This is a genomic window from Scytonema sp. NUACC21 (assembly GCF_054684315.1).
The window spans coordinates 82803-101503 of sequence record NZ_BAAFZH010000073.1; the positions used below are offsets into that span (position 1 = coordinate 82803).

General features: G+C 41.4%; 21 protein-coding genes and 1 pseudogene. 10 read left to right on the forward strand and 12 right to left on the reverse strand.

Going from position 1 to position 18701, the window contains the following annotated elements; all coding sequences use genetic code 11:
• Positions 1–513: 513 nt before the first annotated feature.
• Positions 514–1428, forward strand: coding sequence for a DUF4344 domain-containing metallopeptidase (locus ACYRY3_RS14435; protein WP_460202339.1), 915 nt, complete (start codon positions 514–516; stop codon positions 1426–1428).
• 2 nt (positions 1429–1430) lie between these two features.
• Here the strand turns inward: ACYRY3_RS14435 and ACYRY3_RS14440 are convergent, their stop codons facing one another.
• Positions 1431–2936, reverse strand: a complete 1506-nt coding sequence (locus ACYRY3_RS14440) for an ATP-binding protein (RefSeq protein ID WP_460202359.1) — start codon at positions 2934–2936, stop codon at positions 1431–1433.
• Positions 2937–3325: 389 nt separating this feature from the next.
• Here ACYRY3_RS14440 and ACYRY3_RS14445 point away from each other — a divergent pair.
• The 5 genes and pseudogenes from ACYRY3_RS14445 to ACYRY3_RS14465 all read left to right on the forward strand — a co-directional run.
• Positions 3326–3826: pseudogene (locus ACYRY3_RS14445) on the forward strand (ABC transporter permease); the annotation flags it as partial.
• A 97-nt stretch (positions 3827–3923) separates the two neighbouring features.
• On the forward strand, positions 3924–4073 hold the full coding sequence (locus tag ACYRY3_RS14450; RefSeq protein WP_460202362.1) for a hypothetical protein: 150 nt from the start codon (positions 3924–3926) through the stop codon (positions 4071–4073).
• Positions 4074–4141: 68 nt separating this feature from the next.
• Positions 4142–4333 carry a hypothetical protein gene (locus ACYRY3_RS14455; protein WP_460202340.1) on the forward strand — a complete coding sequence of 64 codons (192 nt, stop codon included), beginning with the start codon at positions 4142–4144 and terminating at the stop codon, positions 4331–4333.
• Positions 4320–4451: a hypothetical protein gene (locus ACYRY3_RS14460; protein WP_460202341.1), complete on the forward strand. Its 132-nt coding sequence runs from the start codon at positions 4320–4322 to the stop codon at positions 4449–4451. Before ACYRY3_RS14455 ends, ACYRY3_RS14460 begins: the two co-directional genes overlap by 14 nt.
• Positions 4452–4569: 118 nt before the next feature.
• Positions 4570–4728, forward strand: coding sequence for a hypothetical protein (locus ACYRY3_RS14465; RefSeq protein WP_460202342.1), 159 nt, complete (start codon positions 4570–4572; stop codon positions 4726–4728).
• An 88-nt stretch (positions 4729–4816) separates the two neighbouring features.
• Here ACYRY3_RS14465 and ACYRY3_RS14470 read toward each other — a convergent pair whose 3' ends face one another.
• From ACYRY3_RS14470 to pdhA, 5 genes are all read right to left on the reverse strand, one after another.
• On the reverse strand, positions 4817–5824 hold the full coding sequence (locus tag ACYRY3_RS14470; protein WP_460202343.1) for a cyanophycinase: 1008 nt from the start codon (positions 5822–5824) through the stop codon (positions 4817–4819).
• Between the two features lie 162 nt (positions 5825–5986).
• Positions 5987–6832: a class I SAM-dependent methyltransferase gene (locus tag ACYRY3_RS14475; RefSeq protein ID WP_460202344.1), complete on the reverse strand. Its 846-nt coding sequence runs from the start codon at positions 6830–6832 to the stop codon at positions 5987–5989.
• 353 nt (positions 6833–7185) lie between these two features.
• A complete protein-coding gene (locus tag ACYRY3_RS14480; RefSeq protein WP_460202345.1) occupies positions 7186–7722 on the reverse strand; it encodes a hypothetical protein in 537 nt (178 codons plus the stop codon).
• A 188-nt stretch (positions 7723–7910) separates the two neighbouring features.
• A complete protein-coding gene (locus ACYRY3_RS14485; protein ID WP_460202346.1) occupies positions 7911–8390 on the reverse strand; it encodes a sensor histidine kinase in 480 nt (159 codons plus the stop codon).
• The gene (gene pdhA, locus ACYRY3_RS14490) at positions 8383–9393 is read right to left on the reverse strand and encodes a pyruvate dehydrogenase (acetyl-transferring) E1 component subunit alpha (RefSeq protein WP_460202347.1); all 1011 of its coding nucleotides are present in this window, start codon (positions 9391–9393) and stop codon (positions 8383–8385) included. Before pdhA ends, ACYRY3_RS14485 begins: the two co-directional genes overlap by 8 nt.
• Positions 9394–10099: 706 nt before the next feature.
• Between pdhA and ACYRY3_RS14495 the strand changes: the two genes are divergently transcribed.
• Positions 10100–12412 carry an IMS domain-containing protein gene (locus ACYRY3_RS14495; RefSeq protein ID WP_460202348.1) on the forward strand — a complete coding sequence of 771 codons (2313 nt, stop codon included), beginning with the start codon at positions 10100–10102 and terminating at the stop codon, positions 12410–12412.
• A gap of 18 nt (positions 12413–12430) precedes the next feature.
• On the opposite strand, the gene ACYRY3_RS14500 is transcribed toward ACYRY3_RS14495, so the two are convergent.
• Complete coding sequence (locus tag ACYRY3_RS14500; RefSeq protein WP_460202349.1) at positions 12431–12865, reverse strand: response regulator; 435 nt, start codon at positions 12863–12865, stop codon at positions 12431–12433.
• 719 nt (positions 12866–13584) lie between these two features.
• On the opposite strand from ACYRY3_RS14500, the gene ACYRY3_RS14505 reads away from it, so the two are divergent.
• The gene (locus ACYRY3_RS14505; RefSeq protein WP_460202360.1) at positions 13585–13905 is read left to right on the forward strand and encodes a slr1957 family protein; all 321 of its coding nucleotides are present in this window, start codon (positions 13585–13587) and stop codon (positions 13903–13905) included.
• 133 nt (positions 13906–14038) lie between these two features.
• Here ACYRY3_RS14505 and ACYRY3_RS14510 read toward each other — a convergent pair whose 3' ends face one another.
• The 5 genes from ACYRY3_RS14510 to cutA form a co-directional block, all read right to left on the reverse strand.
• Positions 14039–14428, reverse strand: a complete 390-nt coding sequence (locus ACYRY3_RS14510; protein ID WP_460202350.1) for a hypothetical protein — start codon at positions 14426–14428, stop codon at positions 14039–14041.
• Between the two features lie 154 nt (positions 14429–14582).
• Positions 14583–14915: a hypothetical protein gene (locus ACYRY3_RS14515; RefSeq protein WP_460202351.1), complete on the reverse strand. Its 333-nt coding sequence runs from the start codon at positions 14913–14915 to the stop codon at positions 14583–14585.
• A gap of 77 nt (positions 14916–14992) precedes the next feature.
• Complete coding sequence (locus ACYRY3_RS14520) at positions 14993–15559, reverse strand: alpha/beta hydrolase (protein WP_460202352.1); 567 nt, start codon at positions 15557–15559, stop codon at positions 14993–14995.
• A gap of 116 nt (positions 15560–15675) precedes the next feature.
• Positions 15676–15861: a hypothetical protein gene (locus ACYRY3_RS14525; RefSeq protein ID WP_460202353.1), complete on the reverse strand. Its 186-nt coding sequence runs from the start codon at positions 15859–15861 to the stop codon at positions 15676–15678.
• Positions 15862–16117: 256 nt separating this feature from the next.
• The gene (gene cutA / locus ACYRY3_RS14530) at positions 16118–16450 is read right to left on the reverse strand and encodes a divalent-cation tolerance protein CutA (RefSeq protein ID WP_460202354.1); all 333 of its coding nucleotides are present in this window, start codon (positions 16448–16450) and stop codon (positions 16118–16120) included.
• Between the two features lie 305 nt (positions 16451–16755).
• Here cutA and ACYRY3_RS14535 point away from each other — a divergent pair, with 305 nt between their 5' ends.
• Both ACYRY3_RS14535 and ACYRY3_RS14540 read left to right on the forward strand, forming a co-directional pair.
• A complete protein-coding gene (locus ACYRY3_RS14535; RefSeq protein ID WP_460202355.1) occupies positions 16756–17163 on the forward strand; it encodes a hypothetical protein in 408 nt (135 codons plus the stop codon).
• Between the two features lie 659 nt (positions 17164–17822).
• Complete coding sequence (locus tag ACYRY3_RS14540; RefSeq protein WP_460202356.1) at positions 17823–18500, forward strand: cadmium resistance transporter; 678 nt, start codon at positions 17823–17825, stop codon at positions 18498–18500.
• Positions 18501–18701 lie beyond the last annotated feature (201 nt).

Sequence of the window (18701 nt, forward strand, 5' to 3'; positions counted from 1 at the left end):
GGGAGGATTGGGGAGGGTGATTATCCATGTGTTACGTTCTTTTTTTCAAATTGGTATAAAGAACTTCTGTTCCTTTTGCCCCGTTTTCTTCTTTGTAAGTTATTTTTCCCACAAGCTACATATTTCTATCATCAGGCTTTAAGGGTACCAGCGATCGCATAACTTGATGGCAAACCAAACTGACCTATTTATAAAGTTTCCATAATGAATTTAAGTAATAACACGGGAAATTATTTAAAGAAATCTTCACAGCACTAAAGATGAGAGAAAATAGTTTTTGTAATAAAAAAGACTTCGTTTCAGGAATCGTCTCAGGTGTTAATGTAGCTAAAGAAGTAACCCTCTCTCTTAATAAATAAGTCGGCAAAATAAAACATAACTATGTGGAATTCTGTTAAGAGCCTTAAAGCCAGCGTAACTACTAACAACTAACCACTAACAGATCTAACTCTTAGTTGTGTTTATTTACGCCGACTTACTTACACTTCTTATTTTTTGTGTTCAAGGTACTACATGGGTAAACATATATTTCCATTAGCTCGAGCTATTAACTTGTTTTCAAGAAAATCGCTATTTCAAAAAGCCTTCGCTATTTCTTTGTGTGGTGTTCTTGGTACCAACTTAACCGCTGGTTTATTGATGGGGCAGAACCGTCAGGCGAGCGCTGGTGAACCCAAAAAAAACCTTGTTGCACAAACAAAGTACAAACCAGGAAAATTCCGTATTGTTTATGGAGAAGTAAAAAGCCCGTTTTATCGAGAATTACAAAAAGAATTGCGAAAATCGAAAGCATTGGAACCCATCGGAGAAGCACTAAATAGCTTTGAGTTAACTTTGCCAACTGATGTACCAATTATCTTTACTGAATGTGGCGAGCTTAATGCTTATTACAATCCCGGCGACCAGTCTATCAAAATTTGTTATGATTTGCTCACCCATTATGCAGAATTGTTCTCTAAAAATTCTCCTAAAGGCTCGGTAGATAAAGCATTTGAAGAAGCGGCAAGTGTTTTATTTTTCGTAGTTTTACATGAAACAGGGCATGCTCTTGTTGATTTGTTAAAGATACCAGTAACAGGAAGAGAAGAAGATGCTGTGGATTCGTTAGCTGCTATCATTTTGTTGGAAGGAGAAGAAGAAGATTCAGCAGATGAAATAGTTATCAACACAGCGCGTGCATTTGCTTTACAAGGACAAGGACAAGTTGAAGGTGGAAATATTCCATTTGCAGATGAGCATTCTTTGGATTTACAAAGATTTGCCAGTCTGGCTTGCTTAGTTTATGGCAAAAATCCAAATAAATATGCTGATATCGTCCAAAATGGAATTTTGCCAAAAAGCAGGGCGGCGAGATGTCCAAGTGAGTATGCTCAAGCACGCAATAGCTGGATACGTTTGCTAGAGCGCCATAGCTTATCATCTTCGTGAGGTTAAAGAACAAGGTCTTTAACACCTACTGTTGATGTAGGTTGAGTTATTGGGAGTGTCAGGATAAATGCGGTTTGAAAGCCAGATACGGGATTTAGGGTAAGGTCGCCACGATGGGCGCGAGCAATTTCACGAGCTAAACTCAATCCCAGTCCAATTCCTTCGATCTGGCGGGAACGCGCTGGGTCGCCACGATAGAAGCGGTCAAAGAGACGATCGCGATCGCTCTGTGGAATGTCTTTTGATGCGTTGGTGATTGTTACCTGAACAAAGGTCTGGGTTTTCTCAACATGAATTTTTATCCAACCGTTGGGAAGATTATATTTGATGGCATTACTTAACAGGTTTTGTAGAACTTGTACGAGCAAATCGCGATCGCCCTGTACTTTGAGTCCTGCAGGGATGTCGCTTTGTATGGTCAAATCAGAAGCTAGCAATTCCACATCCTCTGCCATCTCAACAAGTAACCGAGACAAATCCACCTCAATCAAATACAAGCTCATTTGTCCAGTATCGGCTAAAGATAGGAGCAACAGTTTCCGCATAATCCCACTAAGGCGGCGCACTTCATCTAACAAATTACTGAGGCTTTGTTGCACTTCACTTCCAGGCTCAACCAGTTGCAGGGTTCGTTCCAGCTCTCCTTGTAAAATAGTCAGTGGGGTTTTTAGCTCATGAGCAGCATCAGCACTGAAGCGGGAGGCTTGAGTAAAACTGCGTTCTAGACGTTCCAGCATTTGGTTAAACACCTGAATCAGTTCGACAAACTCAATATCAGTTGTACCAATGGGAATTCGCCGAGCCAGCCCTTGGACTGTCACCTGCTGAATCACGCCTGTTAGTTGACCGATAGGATGCAACGCCCCGCCGGAAATTAACCATGCTCCAACAGCAATCAGCAGCAATGCAACTGGAATGGAAACTAAGAAAATATTACTAATCGTAGCCATCTCTTGGTTGACAGCTTGCAGACTCACAGCAATAGCAATCTGACTGTGGGGAAATTTAGCAGATCCAATCCGCCAAGCTCCTGTCGCTGTCTTTTCCGTAACAAATTGTGGGGGACGCGGGCGAAAGGGCGGTGGATTTGAGGATGGATTTGGTCGTTTTTTAGGAAGGGGTGGTGGTGAAGGTGTTAATTCAAGACGCCTGAGCAATAGGCTGTTCACTCGATCGACGTCAGTGGATAAAGAGTTTAATTGAAAAATTGTCTTACCATTGGCATTTAGTACCAGCAGAGCAATGGGATTTTTAGTATCAGATCCCATACCAAAGGGTAATGGTCTTCGGGGGTGAGGTGATGGGTTACGCTCTACTGTGGAAGAACCCTCTTTTCGGAATATAAGACTGGTTAGAGTTAACTGATTTACCAGTTCTGCATCTAATCGACTGACTTTGGCATTATGAATCTGAAACCAGGAAACTGCACCAAACCCTACTAATGTGCTACCAGCTAGAGATCCAGACAACAGAGCAATCCTAAGCCGAAACGATCGCAGTTGTTTCATGATAATTCTGGTTTGCGAAACTGATAGCCTTTCATGACAATTAAGTAGGTAAGCGCCGTCCTTTGTCATCTGTCATTGGTCATTAGTGAGAGTCCTTTGTCATCTGTCATTGGCGGTGCAGTAACAGTTATATTTTGTCACTATTTTCCGTTCAATCACAACAACTTACTTGGATTTGATAACTCGATTCTAGCTTGATTGCTTCTGGCTTAAATTACAAATTTGTAATTTAGAAAATAGGCTAGATGTCATTTTAAGGTGGGTTAATCATAAGTGTCGTGGTTTGTCATTTGTCCTCGGTCATTTGTCCTCTATCGTTTGTCAAGTTTTCCAGTAGTTCTGTTTATTTCTGTCCACCTACCGACTCGTTCAGCACCTTCTAGATAAATTACAAAAGCACTAACATTTTACGATTGCGACACAATATTTACAATCCAGATAATGATGATTTTCGGATTATGAATCAATCCGATTTGATTAGTACTTTTTCTAATGTGATTGGAGTTTTGACAATTTTAGTTGTGGCGGTTGCCAGTATTTCTCTTATTGTTGGTGGCATTGGAATCGCTAACATTATGCTGGTCTCTGTTGTGGAACGCACCCGTGAAATTGGTATTCGTAAAGCTTTGGGGGCAAGCAATTCTGCTGTGCTGACACAGTTCATGATTGAAGCCGTTTCGATTTCCACCATTGGCGGTGTTATTGGTGCTGGTAGCGGCGTGCTCATTGCCTTTGTGTGTTCCTTGGCTTTTAGCTTTCCGTTCGTTGTCTCTAGTTGGTCAATTATTGTGGGATTTGCCCTCTCTATGGGTGTCGGATTAGTGGCAGGTGTGATTCCCGCTCGCAACGCAGCGCGGTTAGACCCCATCGCAGCATTACGGAGTGATTAATTGATCGTATGCATGATTTTAATGGAGAATATTACAAAGAACTACTACCTTGGGGAGATACCAATCTTTATTCTAAAAGGTATTGATTTGTCTAGTGATGAATTTGGTTACCCAATTGAATCAAGAAGGAATTACGATAGTTATTGTCACTCACGAACCCGATATTGCTGCACAAACAAAGCGAATTATTCGCATGCAGGATGGCTATGTTATCAATGCCTCAGAACACATGGTTTCTGCTGTATGAAGAGATGGAGTACATAGCTATAGTGATGGCTGTTGTCAAAAGGAATTTGCAAACCTGGGAATAGTATCATGCATAAAGAGTATATGGAGATTTTAGAAACATTAATTGATAAATTGACATTGTCCGCAATTTTGGAAATGTTAGAGCGAATATGTCACAAAAAAGCAGAAAATTTGAGAACTCATTGGCAAGATGAGTCCTCAGCAAAGCTTTGGGAGAAAGCTGCTAAGCAAATAGAGCAGATAAATGTTGATGTTTGATGAGGCTGCTTTGGCTGGGTTTTTAATTAACTCATTACTGTTGAGTTGGTTTGCTAGCTCTGTAGAGTGTCAATTGATTGGCAGAAAGTGCGATCGCTCTTTTGCAGAATTAAGCTAAGAGCGAGATGGCTTCCTCACAAGTTCCTCAAATTTTTATTTTATAAGGAAATTAAAAAAGGGTTTTTTGTTTTAAACCTAGTTGAAAAATAGTTACTGATTTAAAAATGGAGGTTATTATGCATACCACTCCATATCCCAATAATATTCCCTATATACTGCTCAAAGTTTGTGTTCTATTGCTTGCACTCTTTCTGTGTCTTATAGTTCTTGGCACTCCTGTCGCGATAGCTTCGCTCCTGCCCGGAGGGCAGATCGCACAATTAGTGTCCGCTTAATTCACGCACTTAATCATCAAAATCGTGATTAAATATACTAGGTTGTACTTGACTGCCTACCCCATAAGAGTTTTCTTGTACTTATTGCTCAGTTTGAGGCATGAAGATTGGAAGTGATTTCCCCTTCTTTGACACTCTTAAGATAAAAACCGGTTTTTACTGAGTTTTTCAAGTCGAATGTATTCCCGGTGTCTACTTTCCAAATTTTATAGTTGGAGAAAGTCAGGGGAATTTCAGGCTCACAAACTTCGGGATCGTGTTCAGCCGATATAAATTTAGCCGAACCTGTACCCATAACCCGCGCACGACCAATTTTATCCACTACTACTGAGGTTTTCTCATCAATACCTATACCTAACGTATTATCAGATACTCCATCCCTAATCTGTCGTGCCACAAAGGTCATTAAGCGACCCATTCTATCGCGTTGGTCAAAATGGGTGTCAACGACAGTTCCTTTTAAGGTTGACCAACTGAAAAAATCGTAGGTAAAACTGATATCTTTATAGGGGTCATCCAGAGCATCTTGAGAGACAACTGTATCTCCACACGCAGAGTAAATATAGTCACCTAGAATCATTGAGCCTGCGCTAGTACCTCCAATACCACCGCCTCTGGCATGAACGGATTCTACAGCATCCTCAAGCGCTGTCTTTCTGAAATTGCGGACATATTGGCATTGATCGCCACCTGCAAAAAAAATTACCTCAGCATTTTTGACTTTCTTGGCAACATCAGGGTTCTTAGCATCCTGACGGTTAGTAATGACAAGAGTCTCTACCGAGTCTATACCTTCCAGTATAGAAAATAGTTCTTTGTAACCATCGCTATCATCAAACCGAATAACGACAAAATCGACCTTGGTGTCACAGCCAGTACAACCACGCACTTCATCAATTAACCATTGAATAGCATCATCCACATCCGTACCACCACCACCTAAGTCATAAGCGGGTCCAGCGAGAGTGGGATTAACATCGGCGGAGTTACCTATCACATAGTTCTTGACCTTGGCTTGTGCAGGAGATATTAAAAACGCTGTCATTACGAACAACAGTGCTAGCGTGAGCATTAACAACTGTCTTAACCTGTTCATAGGCGATCGTTGAATAATATTTTGTTAAACATTTTTTATTGTCTCAACCTAACCCCTTTGCCCCCTCTTCCCTACGAAGGAATGGGGATTTCAAAGCTTTTTTCTTTATAGGAGAGAGGGCGGGAGTAAACTTTTATTTTGTTTGGATGGCTTATTTACTGACTACTTTTGCTTGCATTTAGGAATAAGCATTGTCGCTGCAGGCATAAGTACTAGTTGACGCCCGTCCTGTTCAATCACTTTGGATGCTAATATCTGTAAGATTTCTTCGCGTTGTTCGCGTGAAAGTAGACTTGAGTCAGCTTGACAGAAAAAATCCATTAATACTTTCCCGGTCCAAGAATTTTCTTCAAAACAAGGTTGAACATTCGTGTATTCTGGATAAGTTTCTAATTTATAGTTTAACCCAAGCCCCTCAACTATCTCCTGCATTTGTTGCATATGTAGCATATCTGAAAAGCCTTCTCCTGTAAGAGCAGCATACTTGAACATTGTGTCAAATATCACCGCGTCAATAGTGTCAAGAGTGACGATTAAAAAGCCATCATCTTTAAGCATCTCTATTCCCTCTTGCACAAGCCGCCTCTCTTGACCGGGCATATAATACATTGAGTGGGTATAGTGAATGATATCGAACTTTTCATCTGTCTGCAACTCGTCAATTTTTTGCGGGTAAACTTTCAATTCAACATCAGCAAACTCTGGAACATTGATTTTTTGCTCATAGCGTTGCCGATGTAGATGATTTGGCTCAACCGCGACGTAACGAAGCGTTAATTCTTTTGGTAGCGCCTGCTTCAAAGTGCGTATTACTTGTACATCAAAATCACCTGGTCCAGCCCCTACACTTAACACAGCTACTTGTGGAGGTTGCGGTTTTAGGTACTGTTGCATAAAATTGAGACTTACCTGACGATCTACCTGCCAGTTCTCAAGGTAAACTTGATAGCTTGCATCATAGCTTTCATACGCTTTGATTTCTAAGTCTGTAGGGGAATTTTCAATCATTTTCCTAATACTCCTATAGATTGGGGTTTAGTGTTATAGTTCCAGTTTACATAGTCAAATATAGACAGACTACTATACCTGGATTTAAGCAACACCTTTTTTATCATGTGTAGGACAGAACAAAGGTGTTATTCGCCTTGGATGTACTACCAGACACCCTCTATCCCTTTCTACAATCCCTTGCAAGCAATTAAAAGAGTTTGGGATTACTTTTCTTCCAATGTTAAACGCACCGTTAACATCAGCATGAATTCTCAAACCATCTTTACTTCTGTACCACGCACGTTGTGTTCGCTTTCCAGAGAAAGTGTGTTTTACCTTAAAGAATTAGCATTACTCAGATCTTGCATCTCTCAATACAAACCCAGATGTTGCGTTTTATTGACTCTTTCTAATCTTACTCCGTTTATTACAACAAAGTTTCCGTCGTCCACAGGCTGTTTCTGTGTACCCAAGTAACTTGCTACTTTGAGTTCTTCTCCTTCTTTATAGTAATATGCTCCCACCGGTGAGTCAAAACCAGTTGAATAAATGACATCAATGTTCTTAACGGGTGGATCTGTTACTGCTTTACTTCCGAATTCTCCATCACTGAAATTGGGATCGTCTTTATAATAATCGTTTAGATATTTCAGCGTAGTATTTTCGGCTCCTCCTAGTGTTAACGTAGCTTCGATTGTTTCTGATGTAAAGTCATCAGGATTAATTGTTGGTGATTCACCGACACCTTCTTTTCTAACAAACGAAAAATTTCCTTCTGTACTGAAATACTTGTACTGCGCTTCTGTTACTGGCAATAACCAAGGAAGACTCGAAAAGGATTGTAACACATACTCGCCCAGCCGAACATAATGCTGTTGATTGGGGCGAAGCAATGGATATCTCTGCATTTGTTTGGATTAAAAATGATTTCAAACAAAGGTCCAGCAGGATCGAGTCCGATGATGCTGGACAGTAGCCTCCCATTCGTAAGTTCCTTGTATGCTTTACCTGCGGCTCCTTTTAAAGTTAGTGTTTTATAGGGGATTGTCTTAACTGTTTCTTGAATTTTTTTGATTAATTTATTTTTTGGAAATTTCTAACTCCGAACTGGGAGGGAGATGAAAAACTCAGTGCCTTGTCCCAATTCCGACTGGACTTCCAGCCGACCATTATGTTTATCGACCACAATTTGACGGGCGATCGCTAAACCTAACCCTGTTCCCCTGCCAACTCCTTTAGTGGTAAACAAGCGATCGAAAATCTTAGATTTGACTTCCTTATTCATACCTTTACCGTTGTCACCAATGCGAATTTCAATCGTATTTTGTTCGGATAAGAATGCAGTTTGAATCGTAATTTGTTGGAAATGTTTTTTAAACTCTTCAAAGGTTGTTTGCTGTGCCATTTCATCGAACATATCAATTGCATTTGCTAGAATGTTCATAAACACCTGATTAAGCTGGCTGGGGAAGCAATTAATTTCAGGGATATCACCGTAGTTTCGCACAACTTCAATAGCTGGTCGATTTTCATTCGCTTTGAGTCGATACTTGAGAATCAACAGCGTACTATCCAATCCCGCTTGGGCTCGGTTCTGGGCTGCTTTCAGCGAATTTCACCGCTTCATCTATAACTTGCTGTACTTTCCGGTCAATTTCTTTGAGTTCTTCGGTAGAAACCAAGTTTTGCTCAACGAGATAGGCAGCAAATTTCTTAATGGGGTCCCGAGCAAACCAAAATTCTTTCTCGGTTTTGCTTCGCAGTTCATCTGGGTCTGCTAGGGAGTGACCCCGGAAACGGTAGGTCATTGCTTCAATGAGGGTCGGACCTTGTCCTGCGCGAGCACGGGCTACTGCTTTTTGTGCCACGTCTCGCACAGCTAAGACATCCATTCCGTCTACTTCCACACCCACCATGTTAAACACGCTGGCTTTCTTATAAATCTCAGGTTGGGAAGTTGCCCGTTCGTGAGCCATACCAATCGCCCACTTATTATTTTCTACAACAAAAATCACTGGTAGATTCCAGAGGGCTGCCATATTCAGAGTTTCAAAAAACTGACCGTTATTGGCAGCACCATCTCCAAAAAAGCAAGCAGTCACTTGATCCGCACTTTTGTCGCCCAACACCTCACGACGGTATTTGGTTTGAAAAGCTGCCCCTGCTGCTACAGGAATACCCTCAGCCACAAAAGCGTAACCGCCCAAAAGACGGTGTTCTGAGGAGAACATATGCATTGAACCACCGCGTCCTTTGCTACATCCTGTGGCTTTGCCAAATAACTCCGCCATTACCTCTTTTGCTGGGACGCCCGCACTCAAGGCATGAACGTGGTCTCGGTAGGTACTGCAAACAAAGTCTTCTCCTGGACGCATTGATTTAACAACGCCAGTGGAGACAGCTTCTTGACCGTTGTACAGGTGTACAAAACCAAACATTTTGCCCCTGTAGTACATTTCGGCACACTTGTCTTCAAACAAGCGCCCCAACACCATATCCTCGTACAGCACCAAACTTTCTTCTTTGGTGATTTGTACGGTTGCTGTATCAAATTTGGGTAACGTGCGTTCCTGAGTCATTATTTTTTGGTATTCCCGTCGTAAATCTTAAAGTTCCTACTGGAGAAAAGTTGTACTTATGCAGCGTAAGCTTTTAAAAAGATAACATTTCAATCACTACCTAATTAGCATCGGAGTGCGATCGCTCACTGCTGACCGGTCAGTTGTTCGCTGTCTAATTAGCTTTTGGCTATAAACTAGCTGTCACAATAGCAAGTTTTCTGCCTATTTACTAACAATTTAATGGAGCAGATGCAAAAGTATTTATCCCTCTTGCGAGCATTGCTATGAAAGAATAACTATGATATACTTCGGTTCTCTTAGGGAAAAAACTCAAAAACAGTGCTTCTCTTACTGTCTATCAGAGGAAATTTCTCTGAACCATCTGCAGGAATGGTCGAGTTATACCCTTGAGAAAGAGAATAAATATATACTTCTAGATATTCCTGCAAATACAGCATTATTATGTATGCTGCGAAAAAAGTTCATATTTGTTCTCTTTAGTTTGTTATCCGGGTTGCAAGTTCGTTTATCTAAAAATTCTAAAGAAAATCTTAAACAGAGAAACGCTGTCTCGACTAAAACAAAACATTATTATTGGGGGCTCAGGTAAAGTTGTTAGATAAAATCGTAGTGCTGAATCTATCGATGAGCACGAAGGTAAATTTTTACATATCAGTCATGCTGTAGGAAAATTATGTTGATCGCCCTGCAGGGGAAGTAGGCTGTGCGAATTCCGCTAGATTACTACCGAATTTTAGGCATACCGATGGCGGCAAGTGAGGAACAGTTGCGGCAAGCATACGGCGATCGCATTATGCAATTGCCGCGACGAGAGTACTCCCATGCAGCCATTACATCAAGAAAAAAGCTCATAGAAAAAGCTTACGTCGTTTTATCAGATCCTAGAGAACGCAAAGCTTACGATAAGCTATACCTGGCTCACGCATATGGTTCTGACAGGCATCAAAATGCGGCAGTCGCAGTTGGAATTTCGGAGCAAGACAACGGTGATATTGACTCACTCAATCTCAGCATTGAAATTTCACCAGACGAAGTAATTGGAGCGTTACTGATTTTGCAAGAATTGGGAGAATACGAACTTGTCCTAAGACTTGGTCGTCCCTACCTGATCAACAGAAACGGCACGGGCAACCGCTATGGCGTTACAGAAGAAGGCGAAGAAACTTACTCCCAGAAGAGCGAACGCCCAGACGTAGTTCTCACTGTTGCCCTTGCCTGTTTAGAACTAGGTCGCGAACAATGGCAACAGGGGCACTATGAAAATGCTGCAATTTCCTTAGAAACTGGAGAGGAACTGCTTGCACGGGAAGGGCTTTTCCCCAGTGGAAGGGCGGAAATTCAATCCGACCTTTACAGATTGCGACCGTACCGAATTTTGGAATTACTGGCACTACCTGAAGCTCAAACCAGCGAAAGAGCCCAAGGATTGCAATTATTACAAGACGTTCTCAATGAGCGAGGTGGTATTGATGGCACAGGAGATGACAAATCCGGTTTAAACATAGATGATTTCCTAAGATTTATCCAGCAACTGCGAAACTACCTAACAGTCACAGAACAGCACCAATTGTTTAACGCGGAAAGCGCCCGTCCTTCAGCTGTTGCCACATATTTGGCTGTTTACGCTTCCATAGCAAAAGGATTTTCTCAACGTCAACCTGCATTAGTTCGTCAGGCAAAGCAAATGCTGATCCGCTTGAGCAGGCGTCAAGACGTTCATTTAGAACAGTCGCTCTGTGCTTTGCTTTTGGGGCAAACTGAAGAAGCAACTCGTGCATTGGAGCTATCTCAAGAGTATGAAGCCTTGGCTTTTATTCGGGAAAATTCTCAAGACTCGCCAGACCTTTTACCGGGATTGTGCCGCTATGGGGAACACTGGTTGCAAAACGAAGTGTTTCTTCACTTTCGGGATTTAGTAGACCAGCCAGTTTCCTTAAAAGATTATTTTGCCGATCCAAACGTCCAAGCTTATCTAGAAAACCTGCCGACAGATGCAGACACCGCTTATGAATCGGCAGGAAATTATCAGAACCCAAGCGGGCAAAGTCAAACAAATCGTCGGAGTTTCCGTAGCAATTCAACACCAGTTTCCGAACAATTGCCAACGTCAAGAACACCTTATGTGGGACAACCAGAAAGCAGAACGCAGCAAAGGCAGGAAAATTCACACTTTGCTCAACCCAGCTATACATCAGCCAATCCTTCAAGCGGTGTCCGCCCCACAACAGAAAGTGTCAACTCACTTCCTCATACGGAGCGTCCTGCCAGAGGTACCCATTACAATTTCAATGGCTCGGGCTCGAATACAGCATACCCCCAACGAACAAGGCACAAAGGTCAACCAGGTGGAGCGGGGTATGGGCCTGAGAACCGTCCAGTTTCATCACGTCGTCGTCGGGGACGCAACGGGCGATTGCCAATGCGATTATTGTGGATGACACTTGCCTCTGTAGCCAGTTTAGTTTTATTGTGGCTGGTCGTCTCAACAACGGTTGGATTGGTTAGAAATTTGTTTTCCCCTGGGCTCACTTTAAAGGGGGAACAGTTGGCAGTCGAACTCAACCAACCGATCGTACCCATTCCCGACCCCACGAGCCAACCACAACTCCCTACAGGATCTTTGACAAAAGAACAAGCTGGGGAAATCGTTCAAACTTGGTTGGATATCAAAGCCGCAGCTTTTGGTCCAAAACACGAACTCTCTAGTTTGGAGCAGATTTTAGCAGGTCCAACCTTGTCAAAATGGCGACAGTGGGGACAACGAGAAAGAACCAATAACCGCTATCGGAAATACGAACATAGCGTGAAGATTGAATCCTTACAAAACGGTCAGACCGACCAAAACCGTGCGGCGGTAGAAGCTTCGGTAACTGAAGCAACAGAGTTTTATGAAAACGGTCAAATGAAAAGATCTGATAAGGAACAATTAAGAGTAAGGTATGATTTAATACGTATGGATGATGGGTGGCGTATCCGAGATATGTCAGTTCTTAAAAGCATCAGTATGGCGATTTGATAGTAACTGTTGTTAGTGTTAATTTTTAACTGATTTGATTCTCAGTTCCATCTCCGCCCATTTATACGCCAGTAAACGATGGACTCGCTGACGAAGGACGTCCCAATCAAATGGTTTTGTGAGGTAGCCTGTTACACCTACCTCAAAAGCTCGATTGACAAACTTTGTATCTTCAAGAGCGGTAATCATTAAAATGGGGGGACAGCGATCGCCTAAAAGATCCCGCAATTGGGAACAGCAAGTAAAGCCATCCATCTTTGGCATCATGGCATCTAGTAACACCATATCTGGCGTTTGCACCTGACAGATATCCAAACACTGTTGTCCGTTGCTAGCCTCAGCAACAGAGTATCCTTCTTTCTCAATGACCTGACGCAGCACAAACCGTACTGGCTTTTCATCATCTACAACAAGAATCATGGGTGGATTGCTGTCAAAGACAGTATTCATCATCCTCTCTCCTCGGATGTTCTCACTAATCGCAAAGTAGCTTTTACCTGTTGATACTCTTTTTTTTATTATGTGACCAGCGTAAAAGTACGGCGTTGCTGATTTTAAATTGAGGAATTCCCCATCCCTCGCGCCAAACTTCTACTGGCTGTGGCAATCCAGGTCATTGAATTTTTCTACTTTCTTGAGGGCAGGACTAATTATTAGGTAATATTACTTATTATGACCAAAGCAATAGCTTCGCTACAGCATAGCGGCAGCTCGCCAGAATTCTAATCCAATAATTTTGAAGCTTTTACTGTGCAGTACTTTTTGCAAGATTCAATGATGGAAAGCGCCCTATTTTAAGCTTTCTATTATTTTCTGCCTTCTGGTGATTTGGTTACATCTGGTTTCAAGATTGTTTTGACCAAATCCCTCTTGAGTCAGTTATCAATCTTAGATGCTTCTGAGGTATTTTAAAGTAAATGCTCACAATATATTGAGAATTATTGAGTTGCGAAGATGCAAGTTAAGTTTATTTTCTTTTCGTGCAAGAATAGGCTAGTGGCTGGTAGCCTGTGAATATATGACTGTATAGAGAGTAATTGCAGTGTTTTCATTTCTTAACCAAGCTTGACAACAACTAAATAATGCTTAAGTTCTAAACCAATCGGCTAATTTGTTAACAGTATTGAAAGACTAACGATTTAACTATGGTAATTCGATTCCCTAACCTAAATATGAAACATTATCACTATGACTGGATTGTAGAATGGTGCCAAGAAAATGGCTGGACAGACGTGTTTGAGGAAAGAGCCAATAACTACTGGGCTTTTCCGCCAGGTGCCGTTATGCCAGAGCCCATTCCAAACCAAGTTCTTAGATTGATTAAAACTCAAAAGGGAATGACCGCTCAAGAAAAGTTTTGGTCTATATCAGCCGTCATAGGAACGATCGCAGCAGTTATTTCTACCTATGTCTTAAAATGTCCCATGCCACTTGTTTTGGCTTTTGCTTTTGACGCAGTCACAGCAGCCCGACTTGAAATTGAGGAAGCTTAATCAAAGGTCGCTGAAGGGGCAAACCGAGCTATGTCTAAAGACGCGCCATGGCGCGTCTCTACACAAAAACCTTTGATCGTCGTAGTGCCATATTTGGTGTAATGCCACTCCAAATTCAACCAGTATTGTACCCTTAATCTTCTGTTAATTGATATTGTACTCTGAGTCGTTGGTCGCGATCGCCTGCCAATTCGGTTAATATTGGGTTAAGAACTGTTGTTTTCCGTGAGTTTTCCTCAAAAACCAGATCGAGCCTATCTTCTAACTCCACACTTTGCTGATTTGGTTGGAGCGATCTGGGAGTAAGATTTCCTTGGTTTTGGGTAGCGCTCGAAGTTTGAGACGTAGAGTTTGGATAAAGTTCCCTAATACTGCGACTTTGAACTCCACGAAGAGAATCGCCTGATAAGGTAACATTTCGAGATTGTGACCGAGATCCCATGACTGTTTGAGCGTGAGCAGTTGGTGATAGCTCAACGATGAAAAGTAGTGCCCCAAAGGTGACTAAAATTTTAGGTATCATTTATTTGCGCCTCCTGATGTCTTAGGTTGTCATGTAATCCTCACACCTGAAAAAAGTCCCTCTACTCTCACCATAAGAAGGCAACTCTATTCTTACCTCCATCTTGAAGCCGACATCAGAAGGCTGAAGGCAAAGGATGTCAAGAAATACGATACTAAGGCTTATCCTGGTTTGGTTGACTTCTTGATGAAGAAGTTGATGTTGAATACCTTCCGTTATAAATTTGAGCAAACTGTTGCGCTGTGAAAGCTTGTATTAAGCTTAAGTTGATTAGTGATTGACTAATGAATTTTGCATAGCTTGCACTTAGATAGGGACGGTATTCCTGCCGCTTTATCAAATGAGTTTGGAAGAAAGCCAAGCTCAAAGCTTTAACATAGGATTGAGCGATCGCAGGATCGGGACCGATTAAACGAGGTGGAACAGGTAAGACTCCTTGAGAGGAGTTTAATGTTTGTGAAGTGGAGAAATGAGTAGCATTTTCCATGAGAACAAGATACTTATCTTGAGTTTGCAACCAGGTAAATGGACGAATTTGCTCTGGAACTGCCGGGGTAAAAATGTCTATGTCGCACTGGGATACCGACGGATGATATTGACAAGAGTTAAACCTTCTGGGTCAGCAGCAGATAAGATAAGTGCAGAGCGGAGGGCATAAAAACCATTTTGTCTATTTTCCGTAAGTAGCAATTCACCCAAACGTTTCAGTAGGTTTTCACCAATACCGGAATAAGTAAACTGAGATACTAGGGTAGGGGAAATTTCATAGCGTGTCTTGAGTAAATTGCGTAACTGAGCTAACTGCTGTGCTTCCATTCGCTTAGCATAGAAGGCAAATTCGTTAGTTATCTTACCTTCCTTTGCGAATGCTTCCAAAGAAGCTGTAGAAATGGAAAAGTCACCAAATGGTGGGTATGTAAATTCTATTTCCTCCGCACCAAGTCCTGGAGTCGCAGTTATGAGACTTGATAAGAGTCCAAAAGTAAAAGTACTCAGTACACTTAAGAGCCAGCTTTGCTGCTTGTTGAGGTGAGGTAACGAAAAAGGGTGGGTGTTGAGATGGCGCAAATAGCGTAAAAACCAGGGCAAGATTCTTAAGTTAGCCTTTGTCTGGCTTTGAATTTTAGTCATTTAAGGAATAATAATACTTCTTAAAAAGACTTTACCCTAATTCGGACCATACTGAATACCTGTCGTGTACTGTAAGCCCTCCCCAACCTACGCACTTATATTTGGTGATTGAAGAATTACTTTGTAAATAAATTTCTCTTTGGAGGCTCGTTTTCGGTCTGGTTGTTTGGAACTTCCCAAATATTCTGTCTTCCCTGGTTTTGCTCCACTAGTAACTGAAGGTGAAGTGGTAATTTATCCATCTGCCCTACAGACCAAACTTCACCATTTGACAGTTCTTTTTCTACAAGTTCGTAAAACATATACTCACCCATTGTTGAAAGTATTCTGTAGCCGTTGGAGGACGATCGCTAATTACGTAATTACTGATTTTTGAATATTTTGGGTTATATTTACAATCAATTGATTTTGATTTTAACTACAACTAGCAAAAATGAGTGTTGCAGCAAATACAATTATTGAGAGAAAAACAAAGCGACGACCAATGATTGTTAAAGGTTGTGAAGTTTGACGAATATTCATACGAAATAGAAAATTTGACTGAGCAGATTATGCTAATCATTTGACAGAGATCCTTGTTAAAGGAAGTATGGGAACTTCAGCATTCAACCATTCCAAGAAAGTTTGGTTAATTTCTGTAGGCGATATTTCAGCAATAAAGTTAGTGTAATTAATGTGGTCACGGATCGCTCTTTCAATTTCATCCCGATAACCCTGTTGAGTTTTCACAATCAATACTACTTCTGGTTCTTCTGTGATTTCTCCTTTCCATACGTAAGCGCAGGTAATCGGAAACCAATTGACACAAACAGCTAGCCTTTGCTCTAACAAAGCACGACCAATCTTACGTGCTTCGTCTGAATTATTCAAGGTAATGTAGTAGAGTTTCATGTGTAAGAAATAAACGCAGAGTAACAAGCAAACTACAAAGTGCAGTAAGCCTATCGATTTGCCGTATTTTTAGATTAAGTGAAGGTTATCATAAACATTCATAGAAAATCAAGCCGGACAATTAATTCTTTACCAATTAAAATCGCTCAACCCAAGGTCGTAATTCGACTTCTCATGTCCAAGGATTGCGAAACTGGGGTAGAATCTCAGTGTAAGCTGTAAGAAAACTGACATTACCTATTAATTACACGTATAGCACGGTTGCTTATTCAAGTATTCAATCGAGGTTAAGGCGTGTCGGAGTATTGAACTTTTTAGTATCAAAAATAATATTTTTATTTGGTATCATTACTGTATTATTGGGAGTTGTCAATAGTACTATCCGCCCATCTGAAAGCTATGATACTTCTGCTAAATTTAATAATAAATTTTCTAAGTTTGAGTACGATCTAGACTTAGAAGTGTTAAAACTTGGGGGTTTAGAAAATAAGCAAGTTGATGTCAAAATTATACTCGAGCTTTTGAGTAGAAAGAATGATGAACTTTTTAAGTTGGTAGCTGAATATAATGAGGCAGGGTCACTCCGTCAGCGAGAAGCTGATATTGAGACTTTAAACCAAAAAATTGAGGATCTGAAAAAGTTAGCAAACATTCATAGCACTCCAATTCAGACACCTAATGGTACTAGCGGTAACGAATCTCCAATTAACTAATGGTTCATCGCATTAATTATGAGGGGTTACCTTAGTTACATACCCAACTTTTTTAAGAAGTCGGGTATCTTGTAGCCCATCAAAATTAATGAGGTGAGTTCTAGTGGTCTGTCCCATTAATTTTGGGGGGTTGGTCTGAGTTGTAATAGCGAAGACAGCGCAACTACGAACCTATCAAAACTTTTGGGACAGACCACTAGGCTGATATCTTGCACCATCTTCAGAAACAGGGTTTGTTGAGAACGACTACTCTCAGAGAGTGCCATTCGATTACCTAAAAACGCAGGTAGGGCTAAGCCGCACAACAACAAACGTGCGGCTTAGCCTTAATCTTTTGTTCAGAAGCCCGGTTTCTTCGCCTTTGTGGGCAATGGTGCAAAATCTGAGTAAAGATACTTTCTCCTCAGCTATCAATCACTTTTATTTATCTTTTTAAGAAAAAAGAACATTTGCTTGTATCTCATTGAGGGCAGTAACATTGAGAACGTTCGCATCTCATGTACTTTACTGAGGAACATAAATCACTAACTTGATAGCTGGCGATCGCATCGTCTAGAAAAAGTTTAACACTGGGAAATCGGCTATAACTGGCGAACCTTTGCTAAAGCAAAAAGTGTATAGCTTAAAACAAAATTGTCTTTACTTTGTGAGCAATGACCATGAGTTGGCTAATTACTACATTAGTTATTGGATTTTCTGCTGCTTTTGCAACTACCTTTGATGATAATTTATACTTGACCGCATTCTTTGGGAAAGTCGATCGCACCTTTCGTCCCAAACACATTATTTTTGGTGAATTTCTTGGATTTACTGCATTAGTGTTTGCGAGTCTCCCTGGCTTCTTCGGCGGTCTAGTCATTCCAAGCACTTGGATTGGATTGTTAGGTTTTCTTCCAGTTGCTATTGGTATCAGCCATCTCATGACTCAAGAAGAGGAAACAGAGGAAGTCGTACAAACTGTAACAGCTAACTTTAACTCTCCTGCAAAATCTCAGCGCCATAACAAGTCCCTATGGGCAACTCTCAGAGATCCTCAAACTTACCGCGTCTCTGCAGTGACCATTGCAAATGGTGGAAATAACATTGGGATTTATGTGCCTTTATTTGCTAGCAGCGATCTCCCGAGTTTAGGGGTGATTTTGTGTATTTGCTATATGACTGTTGGGTTGTGGTGCTTCCTCTCTTACAATCTGACTCGCAATCCTCTCATGGCTCCTGTTTTAACTCGCTATGGTCGTAAAATCTTCCCCTTTGTGTTGATGTGGTTGGGAATGTCCATCCTGATGAAGAGTGAATCATATCGGCTTTTAGCTCATCTAGCAATGTTTCCCCATTAGGCACAATCGCGATCGCACAAAGCCCATACCCTCCAGAGTAATCATTTTAAGTACTTGAAAAGCCCGGTTTTTCCTTGACCTAAGTCGAAGAAACCGGGTTTCGTCAGATTAGTGTACTAATGAAGTGAACTACCCACACTACCGAAAAGCGCGGTAAGTGATGGGCTTCGAGCTTCATAGACCGTTGCCTTTAAATCTGGC